The organism is Pseudobacillus sp. 179-B 2D1 NHS (genome assembly GCF_045370945.1).
Classification (GTDB): Bacteria; Bacillota; Bacilli; order Bacillales; family Domibacillaceae; genus Pseudobacillus.
In genome coordinates this window covers 56,028-74,921 of sequence record NZ_JBIQDP010000001.1, presented here as the reverse complement: position 1 = coordinate 74,921, position 18,894 = coordinate 56,028, and the positions used below count along the sequence as shown (strand labels likewise).

At 42.4% G+C, this 18,894-nt stretch carries 22 protein-coding genes and 1 riboswitch; of the genes, 6 read left to right on the top strand and 16 right to left on the bottom strand.

The features are described from left to right. Nucleotides 1-76 precede the first annotated feature (76 nt). Nucleotides 77-946: a GHMP family kinase ATP-binding protein gene (locus tag ACH0BF_RS00490; RefSeq protein ID WP_406908611.1), complete on the bottom strand. Its 870-nt coding sequence runs from the start codon at nt 944-946 to the stop codon at nt 77-79. Nucleotides 947-958: 12 nt separating this feature from the next. Beyond that, a complete protein-coding gene (locus ACH0BF_RS00485; protein WP_120031704.1) occupies nt 959-1,708 on the bottom strand; it encodes a MerR family transcriptional regulator in 750 nt (249 codons plus the stop codon). 86 nt (nt 1,709-1,794) lie between these two features. Here ACH0BF_RS00485 and ACH0BF_RS00480 point away from each other — a divergent pair, with 86 nt between their 5' ends. Both ACH0BF_RS00480 and ACH0BF_RS00475 read left to right on the top strand, forming a co-directional pair. Continuing rightward, entirely contained in the window at nt 1,795-2,493 is a 699-nt protein-coding gene (locus tag ACH0BF_RS00480; protein ID WP_406908609.1) for a CPBP family intramembrane glutamic endopeptidase, read from the top strand. A gap of 188 nt (nt 2,494-2,681) precedes the next feature. Next, nucleotides 2,682-3,254 (top strand): biotin transporter BioY, encoded by a 573-nt coding sequence (locus tag ACH0BF_RS00475; RefSeq protein WP_406908608.1) that lies wholly within the window; start codon nt 2,682-2,684, stop codon nt 3,252-3,254. 60 nt (nt 3,255-3,314) lie between these two features. Here ACH0BF_RS00475 and ACH0BF_RS00470 read toward each other — a convergent pair whose 3' ends face one another. The 5 genes from ACH0BF_RS00470 to ACH0BF_RS00450 form a co-directional block, all read right to left on the bottom strand. Beyond that, the gene (locus ACH0BF_RS00470) at nt 3,315-4,085 is read right to left on the bottom strand and encodes an NRDE family protein (protein WP_406908607.1); all 771 of its coding nucleotides are present in this window, start codon (nt 4,083-4,085) and stop codon (nt 3,315-3,317) included. Between the two features lie 21 nt (nt 4,086-4,106). After that, nucleotides 4,107-5,159, bottom strand: coding sequence for a mechanosensitive ion channel family protein (locus tag ACH0BF_RS00465; RefSeq protein ID WP_340853891.1), 1,053 nt, complete (start codon nt 5,157-5,159; stop codon nt 4,107-4,109). A 368-nt stretch (nt 5,160-5,527) separates the two neighbouring features. Next, a complete protein-coding gene (locus ACH0BF_RS00460) occupies nt 5,528-6,856 on the bottom strand; it encodes a D-serine ammonia-lyase (protein ID WP_406908606.1) in 1,329 nt (442 codons plus the stop codon). Between the two features lie 67 nt (nt 6,857-6,923). Then, nucleotides 6,924-7,916: a diaminopimelate epimerase gene (dapF, locus tag ACH0BF_RS00455; RefSeq protein WP_406908605.1), complete on the bottom strand. Its 993-nt coding sequence runs from the start codon at nt 7,914-7,916 to the stop codon at nt 6,924-6,926. Between the two features lie 202 nt (nt 7,917-8,118). Further along, nucleotides 8,119-8,460: a GlpM family protein gene (locus ACH0BF_RS00450; protein WP_340853889.1), complete on the bottom strand. Its 342-nt coding sequence runs from the start codon at nt 8,458-8,460 to the stop codon at nt 8,119-8,121. A gap of 125 nt (nt 8,461-8,585) precedes the next feature. Between ACH0BF_RS00450 and ACH0BF_RS00445 the strand changes: the two genes are divergently transcribed. Continuing rightward, entirely contained in the window at nt 8,586-9,482 is an 897-nt protein-coding gene (locus ACH0BF_RS00445) for a LysR family transcriptional regulator (RefSeq protein ID WP_406908603.1), read from the top strand. A 48-nt stretch (nt 9,483-9,530) separates the two neighbouring features. Here ACH0BF_RS00445 and ACH0BF_RS00440 read toward each other — a convergent pair whose 3' ends face one another. Further along, nucleotides 9,531-10,817: an NCS2 family permease gene (locus tag ACH0BF_RS00440; RefSeq protein ID WP_406908602.1), complete on the bottom strand. Its 1,287-nt coding sequence runs from the start codon at nt 10,815-10,817 to the stop codon at nt 9,531-9,533. A gap of 267 nt (nt 10,818-11,084) precedes the next feature. On the opposite strand from ACH0BF_RS00440, the gene ACH0BF_RS00435 reads away from it, so the two are divergent. Both ACH0BF_RS00435 and ACH0BF_RS00430 read left to right on the top strand, forming a co-directional pair. Continuing rightward, the gene (locus tag ACH0BF_RS00435) at nt 11,085-11,288 is read left to right on the top strand and encodes a hypothetical protein (protein ID WP_120031727.1); all 204 of its coding nucleotides are present in this window, start codon (nt 11,085-11,087) and stop codon (nt 11,286-11,288) included. Between the two features lie 122 nt (nt 11,289-11,410). Then, on the top strand, nt 11,411-11,872 hold the full coding sequence (locus ACH0BF_RS00430; RefSeq protein ID WP_406908600.1) for a hypothetical protein: 462 nt from the start codon (nt 11,411-11,413) through the stop codon (nt 11,870-11,872). An 85-nt stretch (nt 11,873-11,957) separates the two neighbouring features. On the opposite strand, the gene ribH is transcribed toward ACH0BF_RS00430, so the two are convergent. From ribH to ACH0BF_RS00405, 5 genes are all read right to left on the bottom strand, one after another. Further along, on the bottom strand, nt 11,958-12,428 hold the full coding sequence (gene ribH, locus ACH0BF_RS00425) for a 6,7-dimethyl-8-ribityllumazine synthase (protein WP_120031731.1): 471 nt from the start codon (nt 12,426-12,428) through the stop codon (nt 11,958-11,960). A 16-nt stretch (nt 12,429-12,444) separates the two neighbouring features. Beyond that, the gene (locus ACH0BF_RS00420; protein WP_406908599.1) at nt 12,445-13,638 is read right to left on the bottom strand and encodes a bifunctional 3,4-dihydroxy-2-butanone-4-phosphate synthase/GTP cyclohydrolase II; all 1,194 of its coding nucleotides are present in this window, start codon (nt 13,636-13,638) and stop codon (nt 12,445-12,447) included. A gap of 22 nt (nt 13,639-13,660) precedes the next feature. Continuing rightward, nucleotides 13,661-14,308 (bottom strand): riboflavin synthase, encoded by a 648-nt coding sequence (ribE, locus tag ACH0BF_RS00415; RefSeq protein ID WP_406908597.1) that lies wholly within the window; start codon nt 14,306-14,308, stop codon nt 13,661-13,663. Between the two features lie 5 nt (nt 14,309-14,313). After that, complete coding sequence (gene ribD / locus ACH0BF_RS00410) at nt 14,314-15,402, bottom strand: bifunctional diaminohydroxyphosphoribosylaminopyrimidine deaminase/5-amino-6-(5-phosphoribosylamino)uracil reductase RibD (RefSeq protein ID WP_406908596.1); 1,089 nt, start codon at nt 15,400-15,402, stop codon at nt 14,314-14,316. 149 nt (nt 15,403-15,551) lie between these two features. Further along, nucleotides 15,552-15,693, bottom strand: a riboswitch (FMN riboswitch). A 159-nt stretch (nt 15,694-15,852) separates the two neighbouring features. Next, a complete protein-coding gene (locus ACH0BF_RS00405) occupies nt 15,853-16,074 on the bottom strand; it encodes a hypothetical protein (RefSeq protein ID WP_406908595.1) in 222 nt (73 codons plus the stop codon). Nucleotides 16,075-16,202: 128 nt separating this feature from the next. On the opposite strand from ACH0BF_RS00405, the gene ACH0BF_RS00400 reads away from it, so the two are divergent. Then, complete coding sequence (locus ACH0BF_RS00400) at nt 16,203-16,883, top strand: hypothetical protein (RefSeq protein ID WP_406908594.1); 681 nt, start codon at nt 16,203-16,205, stop codon at nt 16,881-16,883. Between the two features lie 33 nt (nt 16,884-16,916). On the opposite strand, the gene ACH0BF_RS00395 is transcribed toward ACH0BF_RS00400, so the two are convergent. The 3 genes from ACH0BF_RS00395 to ACH0BF_RS00385 form a co-directional block, all read right to left on the bottom strand. After that, the gene (locus tag ACH0BF_RS00395) at nt 16,917-17,726 is read right to left on the bottom strand and encodes a GH25 family lysozyme (protein WP_406908593.1); all 810 of its coding nucleotides are present in this window, start codon (nt 17,724-17,726) and stop codon (nt 16,917-16,919) included. Then, nucleotides 17,719-18,189 (bottom strand): phage holin family protein, encoded by a 471-nt coding sequence (locus ACH0BF_RS00390; protein WP_406908591.1) that lies wholly within the window; start codon nt 18,187-18,189, stop codon nt 17,719-17,721. Before ACH0BF_RS00390 ends, ACH0BF_RS00395 begins: the two co-directional genes overlap by 8 nt. Before the next feature lie 163 nt (nt 18,190-18,352). Beyond that, the gene (locus ACH0BF_RS00385; RefSeq protein WP_406908590.1) at nt 18,353-18,835 is read right to left on the bottom strand and encodes a hypothetical protein; all 483 of its coding nucleotides are present in this window, start codon (nt 18,833-18,835) and stop codon (nt 18,353-18,355) included. Between the last annotated feature and the right edge of the window lie 59 nt (nt 18,836-18,894).

Here is an 18,894-nt window from a genome sequence, read left to right as displayed (position 1 = left end):
CAAACTCTTTTATTAGATTAGCAGGTTCTTCATTCATTTGACAAGGGAAATTTTACACAACGTTTCTTTTGTTGAACTATGAAGAAGAAGATGAAGCAGGTACAGAAACGGAAATGAAAGGCTTCCAGCCTGTTTTCTGCTTAATGATCTGCTTGACGGCAGACATTTTTTCTAAAAAAGAAGGATCATATCTATGACACAGCAAGCCTATCACGGTCCCGCTGTGACCTACAATGACTCCCAATTCAAATCTTTTAGCCAGCTCAGCGAACAACGAGAAAAAAGGCTTAGGCAGCAGCTCCTCATTTAACTTCGCGCTTTTCGTGACGGCAGACAAAATGGCAGGTACACTGCCGGACAAGAGACTGTCATGCATTTCATCAAATAATTGAGCCATTTGCAGCTTTGCAGCAGCAGAATATTCACCTTTCATCCTATAGTACTGTTGTGTATTCAATCGTCCCCCACTGTCATAACCGATAAGAAACAACTCAGGGAAATTTGGATAAGAATAGAGCAGTTCGCCTGTTTTCTGGTTCACGGCATTGATGCCCTGATACATAACTCCATCTGTCGGTTCAACAGCAGCAGCGATTTCTGCAATAGCTGAGTCCGTAAAGTCTATCCCCACACTCATAGCGACAGCGCGCACGGCAGCAGTTATATCCGCAGAGCTGCTTGCCATCCCTTTGCTGACAGGAATTTGTGACGAAAAGTATAATGTTCCTCCTACACTCATCCCAGCTCTCTTCAATGCAAGCTCTGCAGCGTAGATCGCTTTTCTCTTATAAGGATGGTCACTGCGTACACCAGGAGAGTGAGTGGGAACAAACCATACTTTGCTTGTTAAGGGAACAGGCAGCGTAAATAGGAACGGCTGACCATTCTTTTCTCCCTGGGCAAGCTCGCCAAATGTACCGGTGGATCTTCCAACTCCTTTTTTCACTATATAACCACCTCATTCACGTGCTTGTTCAAATAAGTAAATAGCGTCCTCCAAAAAACAGATCACCTCTTTTTTAATAGGATATAAATTTAGAAGCCCTGATTTATCTGCTGATTTCCGTACACGCCAAAACTTTTCTTCCAGCTCCCGATTTCCGGCAAACATTTCATCTGTCAGTAAGAGAACGTCAGAAGCAATCAACTTTCCCTCTTCTGATTCTGGGCCAATATTTTTAGCTACACAAAGGTCAATCCTTTTCAATAAGTTCATCCACTTATTGATCAGCTTATCATCCTGTTCCAGTTTCGGAAGCTGCTCCTGCAGGATGGTTTGCTCTTCCTCATCAAAGAACTTATTCCAATTTCCTTTCTCTTTTTCATCGCTTCTTTCTTTTCTGACTAAAGGAATTAAGTGCTCCCACTGTAAATCCCCTTCCACCTTTAAGATATTCAACAGCGTATTCGTATGAAGCACCGCTTGTTCAAGCTCCGCTATGTTTTGCCTCAATGACTGCTTATGTATGCTCAACAACTGCTCAATCGTTAATTGGGATAACACTTTCTTTATAACTTTAAGCGGCAGTTGGAGACTTTTTAAAATTGTCACCTTCTCTATTTTCAGAACATCTGCATCATTGTAAAACCTTTTTCCATGTTCATCTTTAAATGAAGGAGTCACTAAATCGATTTGATCATAATATCGCAGCGTCCGGACAGAAAGATTTAATTTTTTTGACACTTCCCCTGTAGAATAATAGCTCACTTCACTCACCCCTAAAAAAGTGCTTCCACGTGACGCAGCGTCACCTTTTACACTTACTATATCACAATGTAACGGGAAGAATAAGAATGAATGAGAAACCTTTATTTTTTAAATATTCACCATGGAAGCGGAAGGAAACTCTCCAGCTTCTTTTACTCGTGTTCGTGATCGTGCCCTTCTTTATTGAATATCTATTAAACGATTACTTGGAAAGCACATTTCAAAATGATTTATACGCCGGAACCCTCACTGGTTTTATCATGTCTATTGTCTTTACATTGGCCGTTTATTGCCTTGCTTTAAGACCACAGCGACTTACCTGGAAGGAAGTCGGCTTATCCAGTTTCCCAAAAACTTATTGGGGGGCGATCGGCGGCTGGGCAATGGTATTAATTATCGCCAGCATTTTTTTAATTATAGCAGGAGATTTATTTGAGCTTGGCTATGGAAATAAAAAAACTGACAGCCTGCAATCTCATCTTAATTTTATTAATTTTACGATTGGTTTTATCTCAGCAGCTGTCATTTCGCCTGTGTATGAAGAAATTCTTTACCGCGGCTTTCTTTACCGCTGGTTAAGAAGCAAATATGGACTGGTTATTGGAATGATAGGCAGTTCTTTTATCTTCATGCTCGTCCATATTCCAACATACAATGTTCTGCCGATTACTTTCATATCCGGCCTCGTCTTTTCCTGGACCTATGAAAAGACTAAATCAATTATCCCCGGAATGATCATTCATGCGATTTTTAATGCCCTAGCTGTCATTCTTACAGTCATTTAGTGACTAGCAGGAGACCATATGCCTCAATGCTCCTATTGCCTTTTGTTTAATAAAAATTCATTTGAATTTTTCACAAATTGAAATTTGTTCAAAAATAAACAAAAAAACGCCGTTGACACAATGAGTCGCCTTTATTTAAAATAAGGTTAACATTTATTGCTTGTTTAATTTTATTTGGAGGGATTCTTATGTCTGCTCAGCACGAAAGATTAAGAATGATGCTAACAGCCGCCCTTTTCGCTGCTATCATCGGTATTTTTGCTCAAATTACCATTCCTTTGCCACTCGTTCCTATTACAGGACAAACGCTGGCGGTCGGTTTGGCAGCCACCATTCTCGGTTCCAGATACGGAGCACTGGCAGCTCTTTTATACATGCTGATCGGGGCAGCCGGCCTTCCTGTGTTCTCAGGTATGTCCGGAGGAATGGGCATTATCTTCGGTCCAACGGGCGGATATATTATCAGCTTTGTTTTATCGGCCTTCTTTATCGGCTGGTATATTGAAAAAACTAAACCGACTGTGCTGCAAGCTTTTCTAGCCAACATTATCGGCATGGTGATTAACCTCGCTTTCGGTACGGTCTGGTTAAAGATTTTCGCTGAACTTGGCTGGGTGGAAGCCTTTGCTAGTGGATTTATCCCATTTATTATTGGGGGAATCATTAAAGCCTTTCTTGCTGCCTGGATCGGTATTCAGGCACGTAAACGCTTAGCTTCAGCCCGCCTGCTGCCGCAATCGGCTTATAACCATACGGCTTAATTGCCAAAAAGAGCTGTCTGACAAGTTGGTCACTGATGACTAACTGTAAGACAGCTCTTTTTATATAGATTCAATTTTAAATTGAAACGCTTCTTCACCAACAAGATTCCCCTGAAGATAGCTCCGTTCGGTGAAAGTAACATGGTTCGTCTGGTCAATTGTGACAACCGTTGATGAGCGGGTCCCATAGTCTTCACTTCTAATAAAAAGAGGCGAAAGCTTTCTTTCCCAATCGAGAGAGACGCCTGTACGAGGCAGTTCTTCATCCGGAGCCAATTCTTCATCCTGCAAAAAGGAAAACAAACAATCAACAGATAAAGCTGGCGATTGATGCAAACACTCTTCTAGATAAGCTTTTCCTTTTCTTGATTTCGGCCAGGGCGTGTTCAGCGTGGCGTTGCTTAAGCTGTGAACGCCGGGAGCAACAGCTTCTTTCAAATCTTTTCTGTTGTTATAATGCCAAAGCTCATCCGCTGTTCCAGCCAGTAAGTTAAAGCCGGGATAACTATCTTTTTGCTCCCGCAGCTCATCCATAAATACTTCCGGCGGCTCTGTGCCTGTTAAGAAAGCTTGAACGATTTCCCCACGCGACCGTTTTCCTTCGGTTTTTTCAGAAGGATCACGAAAATTCGTTAGCGCCGCAAACCGGCCTGTTTTTGTGATTCCGAGCCATGTTCCCATCTTCTCAAGATCACGCCCAGCTAGAACACTGGGCGTTTCCTCCCAATAATGAGCTTTTTGAGTCGGACGATTGAAAAACTCATCCCGGTTGGCAGCAATAACTAATTTATAGGGGGCATACGCCTGAAAACAAAAGTTAATTAAACACATACATTTGCACCTTTCTGGCAATTATGACGGCTTCACTTCGATCGGCTGCGAAGCAAGCCGGATATCATTTTTCTGGAATAGAGAAGCAATCGCATGACGAAGCCTGCTTTCTATTTTTTGCTTAATGACGATGCTTTGGACAGGGACTTCTATCTTGAACACCATCGCTTCATTGCGAAAATCAATAAAACGGACAGACTGTGGCCCCTGCGGCTTGATTTCCTTTTCAGCAATGACTTTATCAGCAGCGGCATATAACAATTCTTCAACCTTTTCCGTATCCTGCCCGAATTTTACTTCCACTACTACTTGAGCTACCACTTCAGCTCCGGAACGATTCGGTACAATCTGTTCAATAAAATACTGGTTCGGCACAATTAAAGAGCCTTCGGTTGCTGTTTTGACAACAGTGGAACGGAGCCGGATTTTTTCTACCCGGCCAAATTTGCCATTCACTTCGACTACTTCTCCGACTTCAATCGGTCGCTCAAACAAAATAATAATGCCCGAGATAAAATTACCAGCTACATTTCTCATGCCAAAGCCAATTCCGATACCGAGCACGCTAAATAAGGCGGCCGCTGCTGTTAAATCAAGCCCTACGGTCGCAAAGCTGATGGCCAGTGCAATAATCATAACCGTATAGTAGATCATCCGATTAAAAGTATAAGCAACCCCACTATCTAATCCATAATAATGATAGACTCTGCTCATCACAAAACGATTAAACAGCTTCACAAGCCTTTGGGAGAGCGATACAGTAAGGATTGCCACAAGAATTAAAAAGACAGTTACCTGTGCCTCTCCTGACGTATATAGAGGATAAAACAGCCACTTTTCCCTAGAAAAATAATAGAGAAACAGTAACAGAACGCCATAAAAAGTGAGCCAGTTTAACGTCGTATTAAGAAGAGGGATCAACTCCTCTTTCCAGGAGCCAGGCTCATATTTTTTTCTTCTGATGAGTTTCATAACCAGCCATTTAACGAGCAAGATAATGGCCGTAAATAAGCAAAAATCCAGCAGCCTGCCCGCAAAATGATCCATTGAAAAAAAACGAATGACTTTCTCCATATTATCACCACTACTTTATTCTCTCCTTCTTTTCATTGCCTAAATCCCGTAGAAGTAAACAAAAGAGAAACGTACTAACGAAGGATTATTATTTCGGATATAGCGGCTTGCTGCTTTGTAATAAAGCCTGATAAAGAAACTATATGGAGATCGATTATGTAACTCTATATTATTCTTACATTTTGCTATTAAATGGATTGAAGATGAGCAATTTTCGAACACCACTAATTGTTAAACAATGAGAACTTTTCATTAATACACACTTTTTCTAATTTTCTTCCCCATTTATGGAACGGTTTATAAGCATACTACTATCCAATTTGCTATCATTGCCCAAATAGGGTAAAGCATCACCACCTTATTTTAAATCAATACTGCTCTCCCTTTTTGATCATTACGATCATTTCTTCTTCAGGAACGAGGCTACCTCCTGTCGACCATACAAGATGAACAGCACCTTTTTGCTGACTGTCGGTGAAATGGCTCTCCAGCCAGCCGCTTACTTTTGCCCGAACAGGCCCTTCTATTCCCGCAAGAGCGGAAGGCTCCAGTTGCTCACCTTCAAGCTTAGCCATTTGATTCAAATAGATGAACAGCTTGTCATCCAACACGGTAAATACTCCGTCTAAATCATTTGCTACTGCTTTGCCGACAAAACTGGATGGTCTGCCGACGGCGAGGCCATCCGCCTCAGTTTTCAATTCGATCCCGGCATCCTGGACGGCTATTTGATCATGCAGTCCGGTCATTAAACCGAGCAGCATGCAGGGAGCTTGCACTGGTTCGGCGAAAAAGCCATAGACATGTTCTCCAAACACCCGCTTCAAGCCGGTAAAAATCCCTCCAGGTGCGCCGCCTACTCCACACGGTAAATACACAATCAATGGATGGTCTTCATCGACAGCAATGTTCTCTTTCTGAAACTGCTCCTGCAGACGAAGGGCAGCTGTTGAATAGCCGAGAAACAGCTCTTTTGAATGCTCATCATCAATGAAGAAACTGTTTTTTGTTTTTGCACTCAGCTCTCTGCCTTCTTCTACGGCACGGCTATAGTCATCTGCATACTCAATGACTTCAACCCCTCTATCCCGCAGCCGCGTCTTTTTCCATTCTTTCGCATCTGCGGACATATGGACGGTTGTCCGGAACCCAAGAGCTGCTCCTGTTATGCCAATGCTTAAGCCTAAATTCCCGGTAGAACCGACAGCGAGTGAATAATTAGAGAAAAATGCTCTCATTTCTTCGTTTGCTAGTTTACTATAATCTTCTTCTGTCGATAATAACCCATGTTCAATTGCAAGACTTTCTGCATGCTTCAACACTTCATACATGCCGCCGCGTGCTTTTACAGAACCGGCAACCGGCAGAAGGTGATCAGCCTTCATATATAAGCAGCCGGTAATCGTTTCGCAATGATACTTTTCAAGAAAAGCTTTCATATGTTCAATTTCCAGCAATGGTGACTCAATGATGCCGCCTGCTTCTTTTGTTTCAGGAAAAAAGGCCGTCAAAAAAGGCGCAAATCTTCTGAGCCTGGCATCGGCCTCATGTATTTCCTCGAGCGTGATCGGCCAATCGTCTGGTCCATTTTTTAACTTCTGATCGTTTATCCATGTTACTTCCTCGCCGTTCCTCATTGCAGATATGAGCGGCCATTGGCTCTCCAGTCTCTTTATTTCTTGTTTTTCGTTGCTCATCTACATCCCCCTGTTCATAATGAAGAAATTCCAAGAGCGGCCTCTTGGAATTTCTTTAGGTTATGATTTAAGCAAATACCGTTTGCTTTAAAAGTTCTTTTACTTCGCCGCCAAGCTTCTCATACTGTGCCTGTTCTGTTCTCTCTTGTTTATTCACTACAGCAAATGAAGCTGGATCGTTCAGATTCACTTCAACAACCGCGTCATATAAGTAAGTAGCATTGCCAATTAAATCAATCCAGTAGCCGCCGTCTGCTTTTTTGTGCGCGACACAGCGGACTTTGCCCCCATTATTATACACTTCAATGATTTCTTCCAGCTCATTTTTATCAAGTAAGCAAGTAATTAAGCTAGAAGCGGACATCGCTGTTCCGCAAGCATTGGTGAACCCAACCCCGCGCTCAAATGTTCTTACATAGATTTTTCCCGGTTCAATTGGATAGACGAAGCTCACATTCACACCATCAGGGCATATGTCATTTGGACCGTTTAATTTTTCGGCAATCTGTTTTTGCTCGTCAGAAGCGATTTGATCTTGATTTACCATCGCAATTAAATGAGGATTAGGCACTGCTGCTGCCGAGAATGCAATAGAATCAGATAGTTCCGGCACGATTTCATTCAGTAGTGTGTCCTTCCCTTCAAGGTACATCGGCAGGCTTGACAGTGAGAACAGCACCGGTGAGATTTCCACACGGTAAGTTGGCACCTCTTCATATAGCTCTTCGTCCTTTATTACTTGTAGATCAGCTTTCATCGTTTCAACGACAATTTCATCTTTTTTCAGCAATTCGCATACGTAACGGCCCAGACAGCGAAGGCCATTCCCGCACATAGAAGCTTCTGAACCATCGGAATTAAAAATCCTCATTCTTGCATCGGCCCGCTCGCTTTCCATGACGAACAAAATGCCGTCTGCTCCGAGGCTTGATTCTCTGTCACACAAAGCAATCGATAGATTCTTTCTCTCTTCCTCAGAAAAGGAATAACCGTTTGTCCATTCATCTATTAATAAGAAATCATTGCTTGATCCATGGCATTTAACTAACTCAATTTGCATGTCTTCTCCCCACAATCCGCTTTTGCTTTTTCTTATTAGCATACAAAAAAAACAGGCATTGGTCTATGCTTTCGTCACAAATATGCGAGCGTTCCGGACGAGTTGTCTTTCGAAAAGATAGGAAGCTAGGAAATGGGATGCCTATCTAAATATAAATAAAACCGTTTAATTTTTAATTTATCACTTGATATCCTTCCAATTTTTATACACTTAGCTTTTGAGAAATAAAGCACATATAGCCAACCATGTAACCAACATAAATCACCGACGCGCCTATAACCGCGTATAGAGGTTTGACCCAATTGGACAGAAGAAAAATGCTGCTCATTAAAATAACCGCTCCGAAAGCACCGACGATGGCATTTTTCTGCGTCATTCTAAACTCTGTGAGATTCATATTTTTCATTTGTAAACTGATGTTGATCAACGTCATGATTGGAAGCAAGGTGATGACTCCTGACAAAAAAAGATACTTGGATTTGCTTAAAAGCGAAGCCAATACCAAAATAGAACCACCGATGGCAAATTGTACAACATAACTCAATGACGCTCTCCCCTTTTATGTAGCAATCTTTAGATGGGACCATTTTATTCTCTGGCTATATATAAGTAAACTAAATATAATTAATATTAAATATAATAAAACCTTATATCTTAGGAGCCATACAAATGAACCTAAAGAAATACATGACTTACATTAAGGTAGTGGAAACCGGCAGTTTAACGAAAGCGGCCGAACTATTAAGCTACACACAGCCGAGCATTAGCCAGATGATCAGCAGCTTAGAAGAAGAATACGGCTTCGCCCTGTTGGTCAGACAGAAAAACGGCGTAAAGCCGACAGAAAATGGCTGGAAGGTACTGAAAGCGATGCGGGACATTCAGAAAGGCTATGAAAAATTGATGGAAACTGTGGGCGAAATTAATGGGCTAGAAACAGGGAAAGTTCGGATCGGCGCCTACATTAGCATCGCCACCAATTGGATGCCGCGCATACTGAGTGAGTTCAAAAGTCTGTATCCTTTTATAGAGATTGAATTGTATGAAGGAAACGCATCTGAACTGGATCGCTGGCTGGAAGAAGGCATCATCGACTTTGCTATTGGTTCTTCCTACAATCATAAATGGCACTTCCGCTTTCTGCTGGAGGACCCGATTATGGCTGTTATGAGTACTCAGCACGAGCTGGCTCAATCAGATATCATCGACCTAGAAGCAATCAAAGCGGCTGACTGGATTCTCCCGTATTCAGATTCACTTTTCGAGGTGCATCACTTAATCAAAAAAGAAGGATTCACTCCTCGGGTTGCTTATCAGATAAGAGGAGATGAAACGATCATTGCCATGATACAGAACAACCTGGGGATCAGTCTGCTGCCCCAATTGCTGTTGAGTAATTCTGCTTTAGACAATATTACAGCCAAACCATTAAGCATTCCGGTCTCCAGAAAAGTAGGCATCCTCACAAATACAACGAAACATGTACACACCCCCTCGATTAACAAAATGATGAGTTTCGTGGAAGAATGGGTAAAAAAACCTAATCAGATGGAGAAGAATCTCTAGGATAAAAAAAGCACACCGCTGCCCAACAGCGGTGTGCTTTTTTATCTATTATGCATAATGCAAGACAAAGTTAAACAGAAACAGCAACGAAACAATCCATAAGAGCTTGGATACTTCGCGGCCTCTGCCCATAACTATCTTTAAGATTGGATATAAAATAAAACCGGCAGCAATCCCGTCCGCTATGCTGTATGTGAATGGAATCATCACAATAATAAACAGCGCCGGGATAGCATCCGTTAAGTCCGTCAAATCCAAATGGCGGATATTTTGTATCATCAAGCTGCCAATCATCATTAGGACCGGAGCGATGGCCATGTCAGGAATCAGCTTCATGTAAGGAATGGCAAACACCGACAGCAGGAATAAGACGCCTGTCGTCAATGTCGTTAGCCCTGTTCTTCCGCCAGCAGCGATCACCGCTGAACTTTCCACAGTGGACACCGTTGGGCTCGTTCCCAAAATCCCTGAAAAAAAAGAGGAAAAGGCATTGGCTTGCAGCGCCCGCTTAAACTTATCTGGACGGCCGGCAAATTCCGTATGGCCGTGCACAAGGCCGATATTTTCAAATATGAGCACCATCGTTAACGAAAACACGGCAGACCAGAAAGGAACCGTGGCCCATTTTGACAGGGAAAATGCTGAAAACACATCGCCATACACAGCGAAGGAAAAAGAGGTATCTCCTACTTCCGGCAGCAACCCCATTACCCAGGCAGCGATGGTGCCAAATAAAATGCTCCATAAGAAGCCGCCTTGAATGCCTTTCAAAAAGACGATGATCGTAACGATCAGCGTCAATACGGTAAGGAGCACAGCCGGTTCTCCCAGATTCCCCATCGCCAAAATGGAGTGCTCTCCCCGTACAACGAGCCCGCCCTTTTCCAGTCCAATAAGCATTAGGAAAAAACCTAACCCGACTGAAATGGCCTCCTTTAAAACAGACGGAATGGATGCATTGAGCCAATCGGCCAATTTCGTCACTGTCACTAGGAAAAAGATAAGTCCTGATACCGCGACGACTCCAAGTGCTTCCTGCCAGCTCAGCGCCATCGCATGAACGAATGTATACGTAAACATTGCGTTCAGCCCCATGCCTGGCACAAGTAAAATAGGGGCATTTGCCCAAAAAGCCATAATCGCACAGCCGATAAATGAAGTGAGAATGGTCGCAATGACTGCTCCTTCAAATGGCACGCCTGCCTCCGACAAAATCAATGAGTTAACAGCCACAATATAAATAATTGTGAAGAAACCGATAACTCCCGCTGTCACTTCCCGCTTAATGGTTGTTCCGTGATCAGCTAACTGAAAAAAACCTCCACTCTTCTTCATAAATAAATGTACCTCTCGTACATCGCCCTCTCCCTACCCGCTTTTGCTGCATAAACAGCCAAGCCACAACAAGTATTGTATCAAAGCACTACTTGAAGAACAACACTGACAAAAAAGGACCTGCCCCGTTGCCGTTTGCAAATAAGCAGAACAGGTAAACAGGAGTGTGTGACACGATTTCAAATTGAAGAAAATTGATTCGTGTAGATGGTCTGAATAATTAATTATAAAATACATATCCTATTCCTGCTTAGGAGGTGAAACTTAATGAATAATCAAAGAAATAGTCAAAATCAGCAAAATAACAAAAGTGTCACAGAGAGCATTAAGAACACAGCAGGCTCTGCATTTGAAACAATGCATAATGCTTTAGAAACAACAGAAAACGTTGCAATGAATACTGTTGATGCAACTAAAAACGCCGTAAATAATTTAACAGATAACACAAAAAAGAAGCGAGACAACCAATGATGAATAATGATTAAACGCCATTTATCTGGCGTTTTCTCATCTCCCCATCTTTCTCACACTCCTTTCTTCATTTAAAGGAAATCCTTTTACTGTATCCATTTTTTGCAAGGAGAGAAATTACTATGCCTATCCGCAATCCAGTTGGAGAAGCAGAAGCGGCGGAACAATGTTTAAGAGAAGAAGCGACACGTAAAGTAAATGAAGCTAAAAATAGGATTCAAGATGCAATTAATAGTGGAGTTGACAGTCTTAACCGTCAGGATGTGGCTAAGGTATCAGAACATTTCAAAGAACACATTCCTCCCGAAATAACTAAAAAAGGAAAAGAATATGCACTTAAGTTGGAGGAGGTAAAAAACAAGATTCAAGAACTCCAAAACGCCTTAGATATAAACATGATAAAGAAGGAAATACTATACAGAGCAGAGGAATTTTGTGAAGCATGCCTTAAAGAAAAGCTTGGATTTCTTTCGTCTATCAGTTTAAAGAGCATTCCTAAAGTAAAATTAGATTTTAACGGTCAAGAAGAAAACCTTGATGCCCGCATCAAGGTTTTCTTTATAGGTGCTCCCTTTCAGTCATAAGCTTTGCAATATTTACTTTACCTTATTATTTCCTCAAATAACCTGCCCCGTTTCCGTCTCAAAACAGCAGGGGCAGGTCTTTCTATTATCCTTCGATCGATCTGACCAAGTTTGCCATCTCAATCGCTGTCGCAGCAGCTTCCCAGCCTTTGTTGCCAGCTTTTGTACCAGCGCGCTCAATCGCTTGCTCAATCGTGTCCGTTGTCAGCACACCGAAGATGACCGGTACGCCTGACTGCATGGCGGCTTGGGCTACCCCTTTTGTTGCTTCATTGCTAACGTATTCAAAGTGAGCTGTAGATCCGCGGATGACTGTGCCAAGTGTGATAACGGCATCGTATTTGCCGCTGTCCGCCATCTTTTTGGCGATCAACGGAATTTCAAATGCGCCCGGTACCCAAGCGGTATCCACGTTTTCTTCTTCAACTCCGTGACGGCGCAGGGCATCCTCTGCTCCGCTCAGTAATTTACCAGTAATAAATTCATTAAAGCGGGCGACAACGATGCCCACCTTCAAGCCTGTTCCAATTAAATTCCCTTCAAATGTTCTGCTCATGTTCTTCTCTCCCTAATTAAATAGTTAAAAAATGACCTAACTTTGTTACTTTCGTTTCCAAATAGCGGCGGTTTTCATCTTTCGGTGGCATTTCCAGCGGCACGCGATCGATGATTTCTAAGCCGTAGCCTTTTAAGCCGGCAATCTTACGCGGGTTATTTGTTAACAGCTTCATTTCTTTAACGCCGAGGTCACGTAAAATTTGAGCCCCAATGCCGTAATCACGCAGATCGTCCGGGAAGCCAAGCTTTTCATTGGCTTCTACTGTATCATAGCCCTGTTCCTGCAGCTTGTACGCCTTCAGCTTGTTGATCAAACCGATGCCACGGCCTTCCTGCCTCATATAAAGCAAGACGCCGCGGCCCGCTTCTTCGATTTGCTGAAGCGCCGCATGCAATTGAGGGCCGCAGTCACAACGGTAGGAACCGAAAACATCGCCTGTTAAGCATTCCGAATGAACACGGACAAGCACAGGAGAACCATCGCTTACATCACCTTTAATAAGGGCTACATGGTCTTTGCCCGTCAAATTTTCCGTGTAGCCAACCGCTTTAAAGTGGCCGAATTCTGTCGGCAGCTCAATTTCTACTTCCCGGGTAACCAATGCTTCCTTCTTGCGGCGATATTCAATTAAATGTTGGATGGTAACGATTTTCAAATCCAACTCTTCCGCCATCGCGAATAAATCCGGAAGTCTTGCCATCGTTCCATCTTCCTTCATAATCTCACAAATCACACCCGCACCTTGATGGCCGGCAAGCAGCGCTAAATCCACCGCTGCTTCTGTATGGCCGGCCCGTTTTAATACACCGCCTTTTTTGGCAATGAGCGGGAAAATATGGCCTGGCCGTTTAAAATCGGCAGGCGCTGCATCCTTCTTCATCATTTCCTGAATCGTTGCTGCCCGTTCAAAGGCGCTGATCCCTGTGTGAGTCGATACGTGGTCAATGCTCACAGTAAATGCGGTTCCGTGGCTGTCTGTATTATGATCAACCATCATATTTAAGCCGAGTTGTTGGGCTTTTTCTTCTTCCACTGGTACGCAAATGAGGCCGCGGCCCACCTTCGCCATGAAATTCACCATTTCGGCATCAGCCAGGTCTGCCAGGCCGACAAAGTCGCCTTCGTTTTCGCGATCTTCATCGTCCACAACGATGATGACTTTCCCATTTCTAAGGTCTTCCAGTGCTTCTTCTATCGATGCAAACATCTTTTTCACCTCGTTTGTATTATTAGGCAAAGCCGTGTTTTTCCAACAGCTCCATCGTTACGTTGGAAGCTGGTTTTTCCGCTTGCCGATTCATCATTCGCTCTACATATTTCGCAAGCATGTCACATTCAATATTAACTGGATCACCGATCGCTTTTTTCGCTAAAATCGTTTCCTCTTGTGTATGCGGAATGAGCGAGATCGTTATTTCTTTTTCAGACACATAAAAAATTGTTAATGATGTTCCATCTAGCGCCACCGATCCTTTCGGCATCAGGTAAGGCGCCAGCTCAGCCGAATAAGTGATATCCACATAAAGCGCATTTTCAACTTGTTTCTTGCCCGATATTGTCCCGACACCGTCTACGTGGCCGGAAACGAAATGACCACCAAAACGGCCATTCGCTGCCATCGCCCGTTCCAAATTCACTTTTGATCCCCGATTTACTTTGTTCAAGGAAGTGTCCTGGAACGTTTCCGGCATAACATCAACCGTAAAACGCTCAGCGGTAAAACTTGTAACGGTTAAGCAGACACCGTTCACCGCGATGCTATCCCCGAGCTGGACATCCTCCAGCACTTTTGAGGCCGCAATTGTCAGCTGCATCGACTGGGTCCGGGCAAGCACCTCTTCAATGGTGCCAATTTCTTCGATAATGCCAGTGAACAATATTGTCACCCTTCTTTCCGTGAAGCCGTAATCTTAATATCTTGTCCGATCATTTCCACCTTATCAAACGTTAATGGAATGGACTCATCCATCGTTGGGAATCCTTCTCCCCCGAAAGGAGTCGGCGCGATTTTGCCGCCAATGAGCTTAGGTGCCATGTAAATGATCAGTCGTTGAAAGGCTTTTTCCTGGTAAAAGGAAGCATTCACTTCACCGCCGCCTTCTACGAGCAGCGTCATGATCCCTTCCTCCCCTAATTTTTTTAAAAGAAGAGGGATTGGAATATCAGCCGTTTCCAAGCGAATCACATCAGCGCCTGCGGTAATTAACGCTTCTTCTTTGTCAAGAGAGGCTTCGTTGCCACAGATAATAAGCGTCTCGGCTTCTTTGTTTTCGATTACTTTTGCAGTTATAGGAGTACGTAAATGTGTGTCTAAAATGACTCGAATGGGGTGTTTTCCTCCGTGGGGCAAACGGGTAGTAAGGAGAGGGTTGTCCTGAAGAACGGTATTCACACCGACTAAAATCGCATCATGCTCATGTCTCAAACCATGAACATCTTCTCTTGCCGGCGCATCTGTTATCCAGCGGCTATGACCTGTGTAGGCGGCTGTTTTGCCATCGGCTGTAATGGCTGTTTTCATTGTGACGAAGGGGGTGTTATGTTCAATAAAATGAAAAAACGGTTGTAACAGGTGATCTGCGCGGTCCTGGCAAATGCCAATCTCCACTTCGATACCGGCAGCTTTCAATTTCTGGATACCTTTTCCGCTCACCTGCGGATTCGGGTCCATCGTCGCGATAAAGACCCGCTTGATTCCGGTTGAAACGACAAGGTCTGCGCACGGCGGCGTCTTTCCATGATGTGAGCAAGGCTCCAACGTAACATACAAATCAGCTCCCATCGCTTCTTCTCCGGCGGCACGAAGCGCATGAACTTCCGCGTGGGGAGTGCCTGCTTTCAAGTGAGCGCCCATTCCAATCACACGTCCGTCCTTCACGACTACAGCGCCAACCGGCGGGTTCGGAGACGTCTGTCCTCTGACGCCCTCCGCAATCGACAAGGCTAACTCCATATATTGTTCCTTTAACATTTCGCTAGTCCTCTCTCTCCATCCAATAAGTATTTTCGTCCAATGAATGGTTTACAGCCAATAAACCAACAAAGCCCCGTATATATAAAATATACGGGGCGTAAAAGGCATAGCCAAATAAGCATCTTAAAAATCCATTTTTAAAATGCCTCATCCTTCTCCCATCCAGACTTTCACTGTCGGCTTCGGAATTTCACCGAATCCACCGCTTTCAAACGAACGCGGGTCACGGACTAAGAGCCATTGCTCATCACCGCCGGTGGGGAATTTCACCCCGCCCCGAAGGATACACTATTCAAGTTAATTCTTATTATTACTCTAGGAATACGATTGTGTCAAGGTTTTTAATCTTCCCATTATGATTAATTCGAGTCAAAAAAGAAGGTTTTTGATGAATTTGGTCCCCAATTGGTCCCCATGGTCCCCAATAAAACAAAAGAGCCATTTTCTTTATTTTTTTGTTGGCAATGCCACAATCTCAAATGCTTCTTCTAATTGATGTGCTGCCATTTCCACCAATGATCCGTCTTCTAATACAAGAAAAAGCATGGCTCCTTCTATTGGCTCCAAATGTCTCAAAAAGAGCCCTGTCTTTCTGCATCGAAGATTTATATTATTTTCACACCTGAATTTTTCCAACTCTTTAAAGTCCTTAATACTATTCAACGACAATAACATCCTCTCCTTCACATGATATGTAGAACTATATAATCAAATAATTAGAAAAAATTTCTAATTATTTCTTCCCAATCCTATTTTACCTGATAAAATAAACTTATAAATAAAAAAGGAGGAAAGAAATGAAGAAATATTTAAAGGTACTTATATCTATGGTCTTATTACTTGTCGGTTTTACAGCCTTTCATTCAAATGCAGAAGCAGCGAAAAATCCGATCAGTCCTAAACAAAGCCGAGTTACATACACATTGAAAGATGCAAATGGTGTGGCTTATAAAGTGTATTTTGCCGGGGTTAGAGAGAAAAAGGCGATTGCCTCATACAACCGTGGTGATTGGGCGCATGTTTGGGCCGGTGCTAATGAAGGAGATTTACTTTACAGAGGGAATTACACACTCTACACACAAAAGGTTGGAACAAGCCATATCAAAAAGTCTAGTCATTATTTTAGAGACTACACATTAAATGCAACAAAGAAATCTGTTCATATGTACCCTTCTAAATACAAGGGACAACCGGACATTCTGGCAGTTGCGGAAACGGACAGTGAGTATTGGGAGAACGCCGATTGGTATTATATAAAGAATGGTGTTTTAACTCATATTACTGGAGCTGCTTATACTCTTAGAGCTCAAGTATTAAGAAAAAACGAGTTTCTAATCAGTTGGTATAGTGTTGAAGACAATAAATGGTTTTTTAGTGGAGCGGTCTTTGATCCCACGAAGAATGTACTTCAAACAGCTGACACAGTTTACAATAAACCAAATGTAGTAATTAGAGACTGGAAAAAACACTGGCAATAAAAATAAGCTCCACTCAAACGAGCGGGGCTTTTCTTATTGTTCTTGCCTGATTTGCGGATTAAAACCAAACTCTCGTCTAATATCTTGCTGAGCAATGGTTGCAGATTCAAGGGTTTCAAATACACCGGTCCAGATACGCTTTTCTTTGGTAAATGGCTTATAACCTAACTTTACACTGATCAACTGTGCCTGCTTTTCTGCCTCTTTCTCGGTTTTAAAGACACCGGTATAAATCCTATACTTCCCTTTTGTGACAACAGCGGCCTTTGTCTCTTCCTTATTCAAAAACCATGACAGCCGTTTGTTTCCTATCAGTTGATTTAAGTCTACATTTCCTTTTATACCAGATAAACGACCAGTATCAGTATATTGGTGTAGATCACAAGGATAGTCCGGCTTTTTTCCGCCATAACGAGGAATCCAAACAAAATCAGCTTTAATCTTCTCTGCCTGAAATAGCTTGTACGTATGATGACCGACATACAATCCCACTTTTTTCGCTCCCAATCTCCGTAGCTCATCAATGAAAGCCTGTGTACCTGCTCGCATATCGCCCATTGTTTTCACTTCCACATCAGCCACCCAAAATAGCGCTTCTTTGTCACCCCTTTCCCAAAATTCTTGTGCTTCTCTTTTAGCATCACTGATAGAAACAAACCGACAAAAAGCATAGTTGCCAAATGGCACTCCATATTTTTTAGCTCCTGCTACATAGTTTTTATATTGTCGGTCCCGCACTCGAGATCCGTCTTGCACTCGAAGAATAGCAAGAGACAATTCTTTCGATGCTTTGCTCCAGTCAATATCCCCTTGATGATGAGACAAGTCTGCAATTTTACTCATTATTTCCCACCTCTTTTTTATGCTTGATCTCTGTTTTATCCACTATAGTTGTTGTCTCTTTATTGTCTTCTTTCAACTGAGCAAATGCATGGCTAATTTGTGCTGGAACCTGGACACCCATGTGACCAAGATTTTCAATAAAAGAAATTCCCTCCATACCAATTAAGAAAAGAATCATGGCATTCCTCATAAAATGGCCACCGCTGCCGGTTACAATGTCTAACTGATTAGCTACAATTACTGCTAGTAGCATGGCAGCCTTCTTCATCAGTCCCTTAAATGCTTGCTTAGATTCTACATTCTTTTTAAAGAAAAAAGCGACAATTAAACCGCTTATATAATCCGTTGCCATTAGTATAATCAACGCGAGGATAAACTGATCAACACCTCCAAATAAATAGGCAGCGCTCATAAAAGCGCCGCCTGTTACGGTATTCCATAATGTGTCTGTATTATGTTGCATTCATTTTCCTCCCATCTGGGCAACTCCTTTCGTGAGTTCCCCTCACATATCCCTTTTTCTTTGCATAAAAAATACACCGATTCTCAGCGGTGTTTTGTCGTATTTATATTTTTCGTTATGTCGTATTATCGTCCTTACATGAAATTAAATTATGAATCAAATACTACTGTTCTAAGCACAAATTGATTAATCTTTCCTTTTCACTATCAGGCCCCTCAATTTTTATAGATAAATCTTCTTGAACCCATAAATGAAGATATCCCAACTTAGATAATGCCTTAGCTTTTTTATTTACTTGCTCTCTATATATTGGAGTTTCTGGCCAAGCAGCTATATAAAAAGCGTCGTCTATATAGTTTTCATCTTCCTCTCGCTCCATCAACTTATTGATTTGTCTTCTAACATTATCTCTAACTGATGTCCTTGGCATAGCGTTTATACTATTATCTTTATCATATTTATTTTTAACAGACCCTTTAGCTTCAATGTAAAGAGTAGCGCCATCTTTAAAAAGCTCTAAATCAATTCCTCGTTCGGTATCTTTTGCTTTTTTATTAAGGATAAAACCGCATTTTTTAAAATATTCCTCAATTGTGTCAATTAATCTGTTTTCAGTAACAAGTAGACCTTCAAATGATTTTGTCATAATACCCTCCTCTTACCAGATATTATAACAAAATAAAAAGCCTACACTGTGTACATTTT

What these genes read in the sequence shown, in the direction of transcription:
- ribD (WP_406908596.1), bottom strand. Translation starts at nt 15,402, where the DNA reads ATGTTAAAGGAACAATATATGGAGTTAGCCTTGTCGATTGCGGAGGGC.
- ACH0BF_RS00385 (WP_406908590.1), bottom strand. Translation starts at nt 18,835, where the DNA reads ATGACAAAATCATTTGAAGGTCTACTTGTTACTGAAAACAGATTAATT.
- ACH0BF_RS00475 (WP_406908608.1), top strand. Translation starts at nt 2,682, where the DNA reads ATGTCTGCTCAGCACGAAAGATTAAGAATGATGCTAACAGCCGCCCTT.
- ACH0BF_RS00460 (WP_406908606.1), bottom strand. Translation starts at nt 6,856, where the DNA reads ATGAGCAACGAAAAACAAGAAATAAAGAGACTGGAGAGCCAATGGCCG.
- ACH0BF_RS00470 (WP_406908607.1), bottom strand. Translation starts at nt 4,085, where the DNA reads ATGTGTTTAATTAACTTTTGTTTTCAGGCGTATGCCCCCTATAAATTA.
- ACH0BF_RS00390 (WP_406908591.1), bottom strand. Translation starts at nt 18,189, where the DNA reads ATGCAACATAATACAGACACATTATGGAATACCGTAACAGGCGGCGCT.
- ACH0BF_RS00480 (WP_406908609.1), top strand. Translation starts at nt 1,795, where the DNA reads ATGAATGAGAAACCTTTATTTTTTAAATATTCACCATGGAAGCGGAAG.
- dapF (WP_406908605.1), bottom strand. Translation starts at nt 7,916, where the DNA reads ATGCAAATTGAGTTAGTTAAATGCCATGGATCAAGCAATGATTTCTTA.
- ACH0BF_RS00420 (WP_406908599.1), bottom strand. Translation starts at nt 13,638, where the DNA reads ATGTTTGCATCGATAGAAGAAGCACTGGAAGACCTTAGAAATGGGAAA.
- ACH0BF_RS00430 (WP_406908600.1), top strand. Translation starts at nt 11,411, where the DNA reads ATGCCTATCCGCAATCCAGTTGGAGAAGCAGAAGCGGCGGAACAATGT.
- ACH0BF_RS00440 (WP_406908602.1), bottom strand. Translation starts at nt 10,817, where the DNA reads ATGAAGAAGAGTGGAGGTTTTTTTCAGTTAGCTGATCACGGAACAACC.
- ACH0BF_RS00435 (WP_120031727.1), top strand. Translation starts at nt 11,085, where the DNA reads ATGAATAATCAAAGAAATAGTCAAAATCAGCAAAATAACAAAAGTGTC.
- ACH0BF_RS00395 (WP_406908593.1), bottom strand. Translation starts at nt 17,726, where the DNA reads ATGAGTAAAATTGCAGACTTGTCTCATCATCAAGGGGATATTGACTGG.
- ACH0BF_RS00445 (WP_406908603.1), top strand. Translation starts at nt 8,586, where the DNA reads ATGAACCTAAAGAAATACATGACTTACATTAAGGTAGTGGAAACCGGC.
- ACH0BF_RS00400 (WP_406908594.1), top strand. Translation starts at nt 16,203, where the DNA reads ATGAAGAAATATTTAAAGGTACTTATATCTATGGTCTTATTACTTGTC.
- ACH0BF_RS00465 (WP_340853891.1), bottom strand. Translation starts at nt 5,159, where the DNA reads ATGGAGAAAGTCATTCGTTTTTTTTCAATGGATCATTTTGCGGGCAGG.
- ribH (WP_120031731.1), bottom strand. Translation starts at nt 12,428, where the DNA reads ATGAGCAGAACATTTGAAGGGAATTTAATTGGAACAGGCTTGAAGGTG.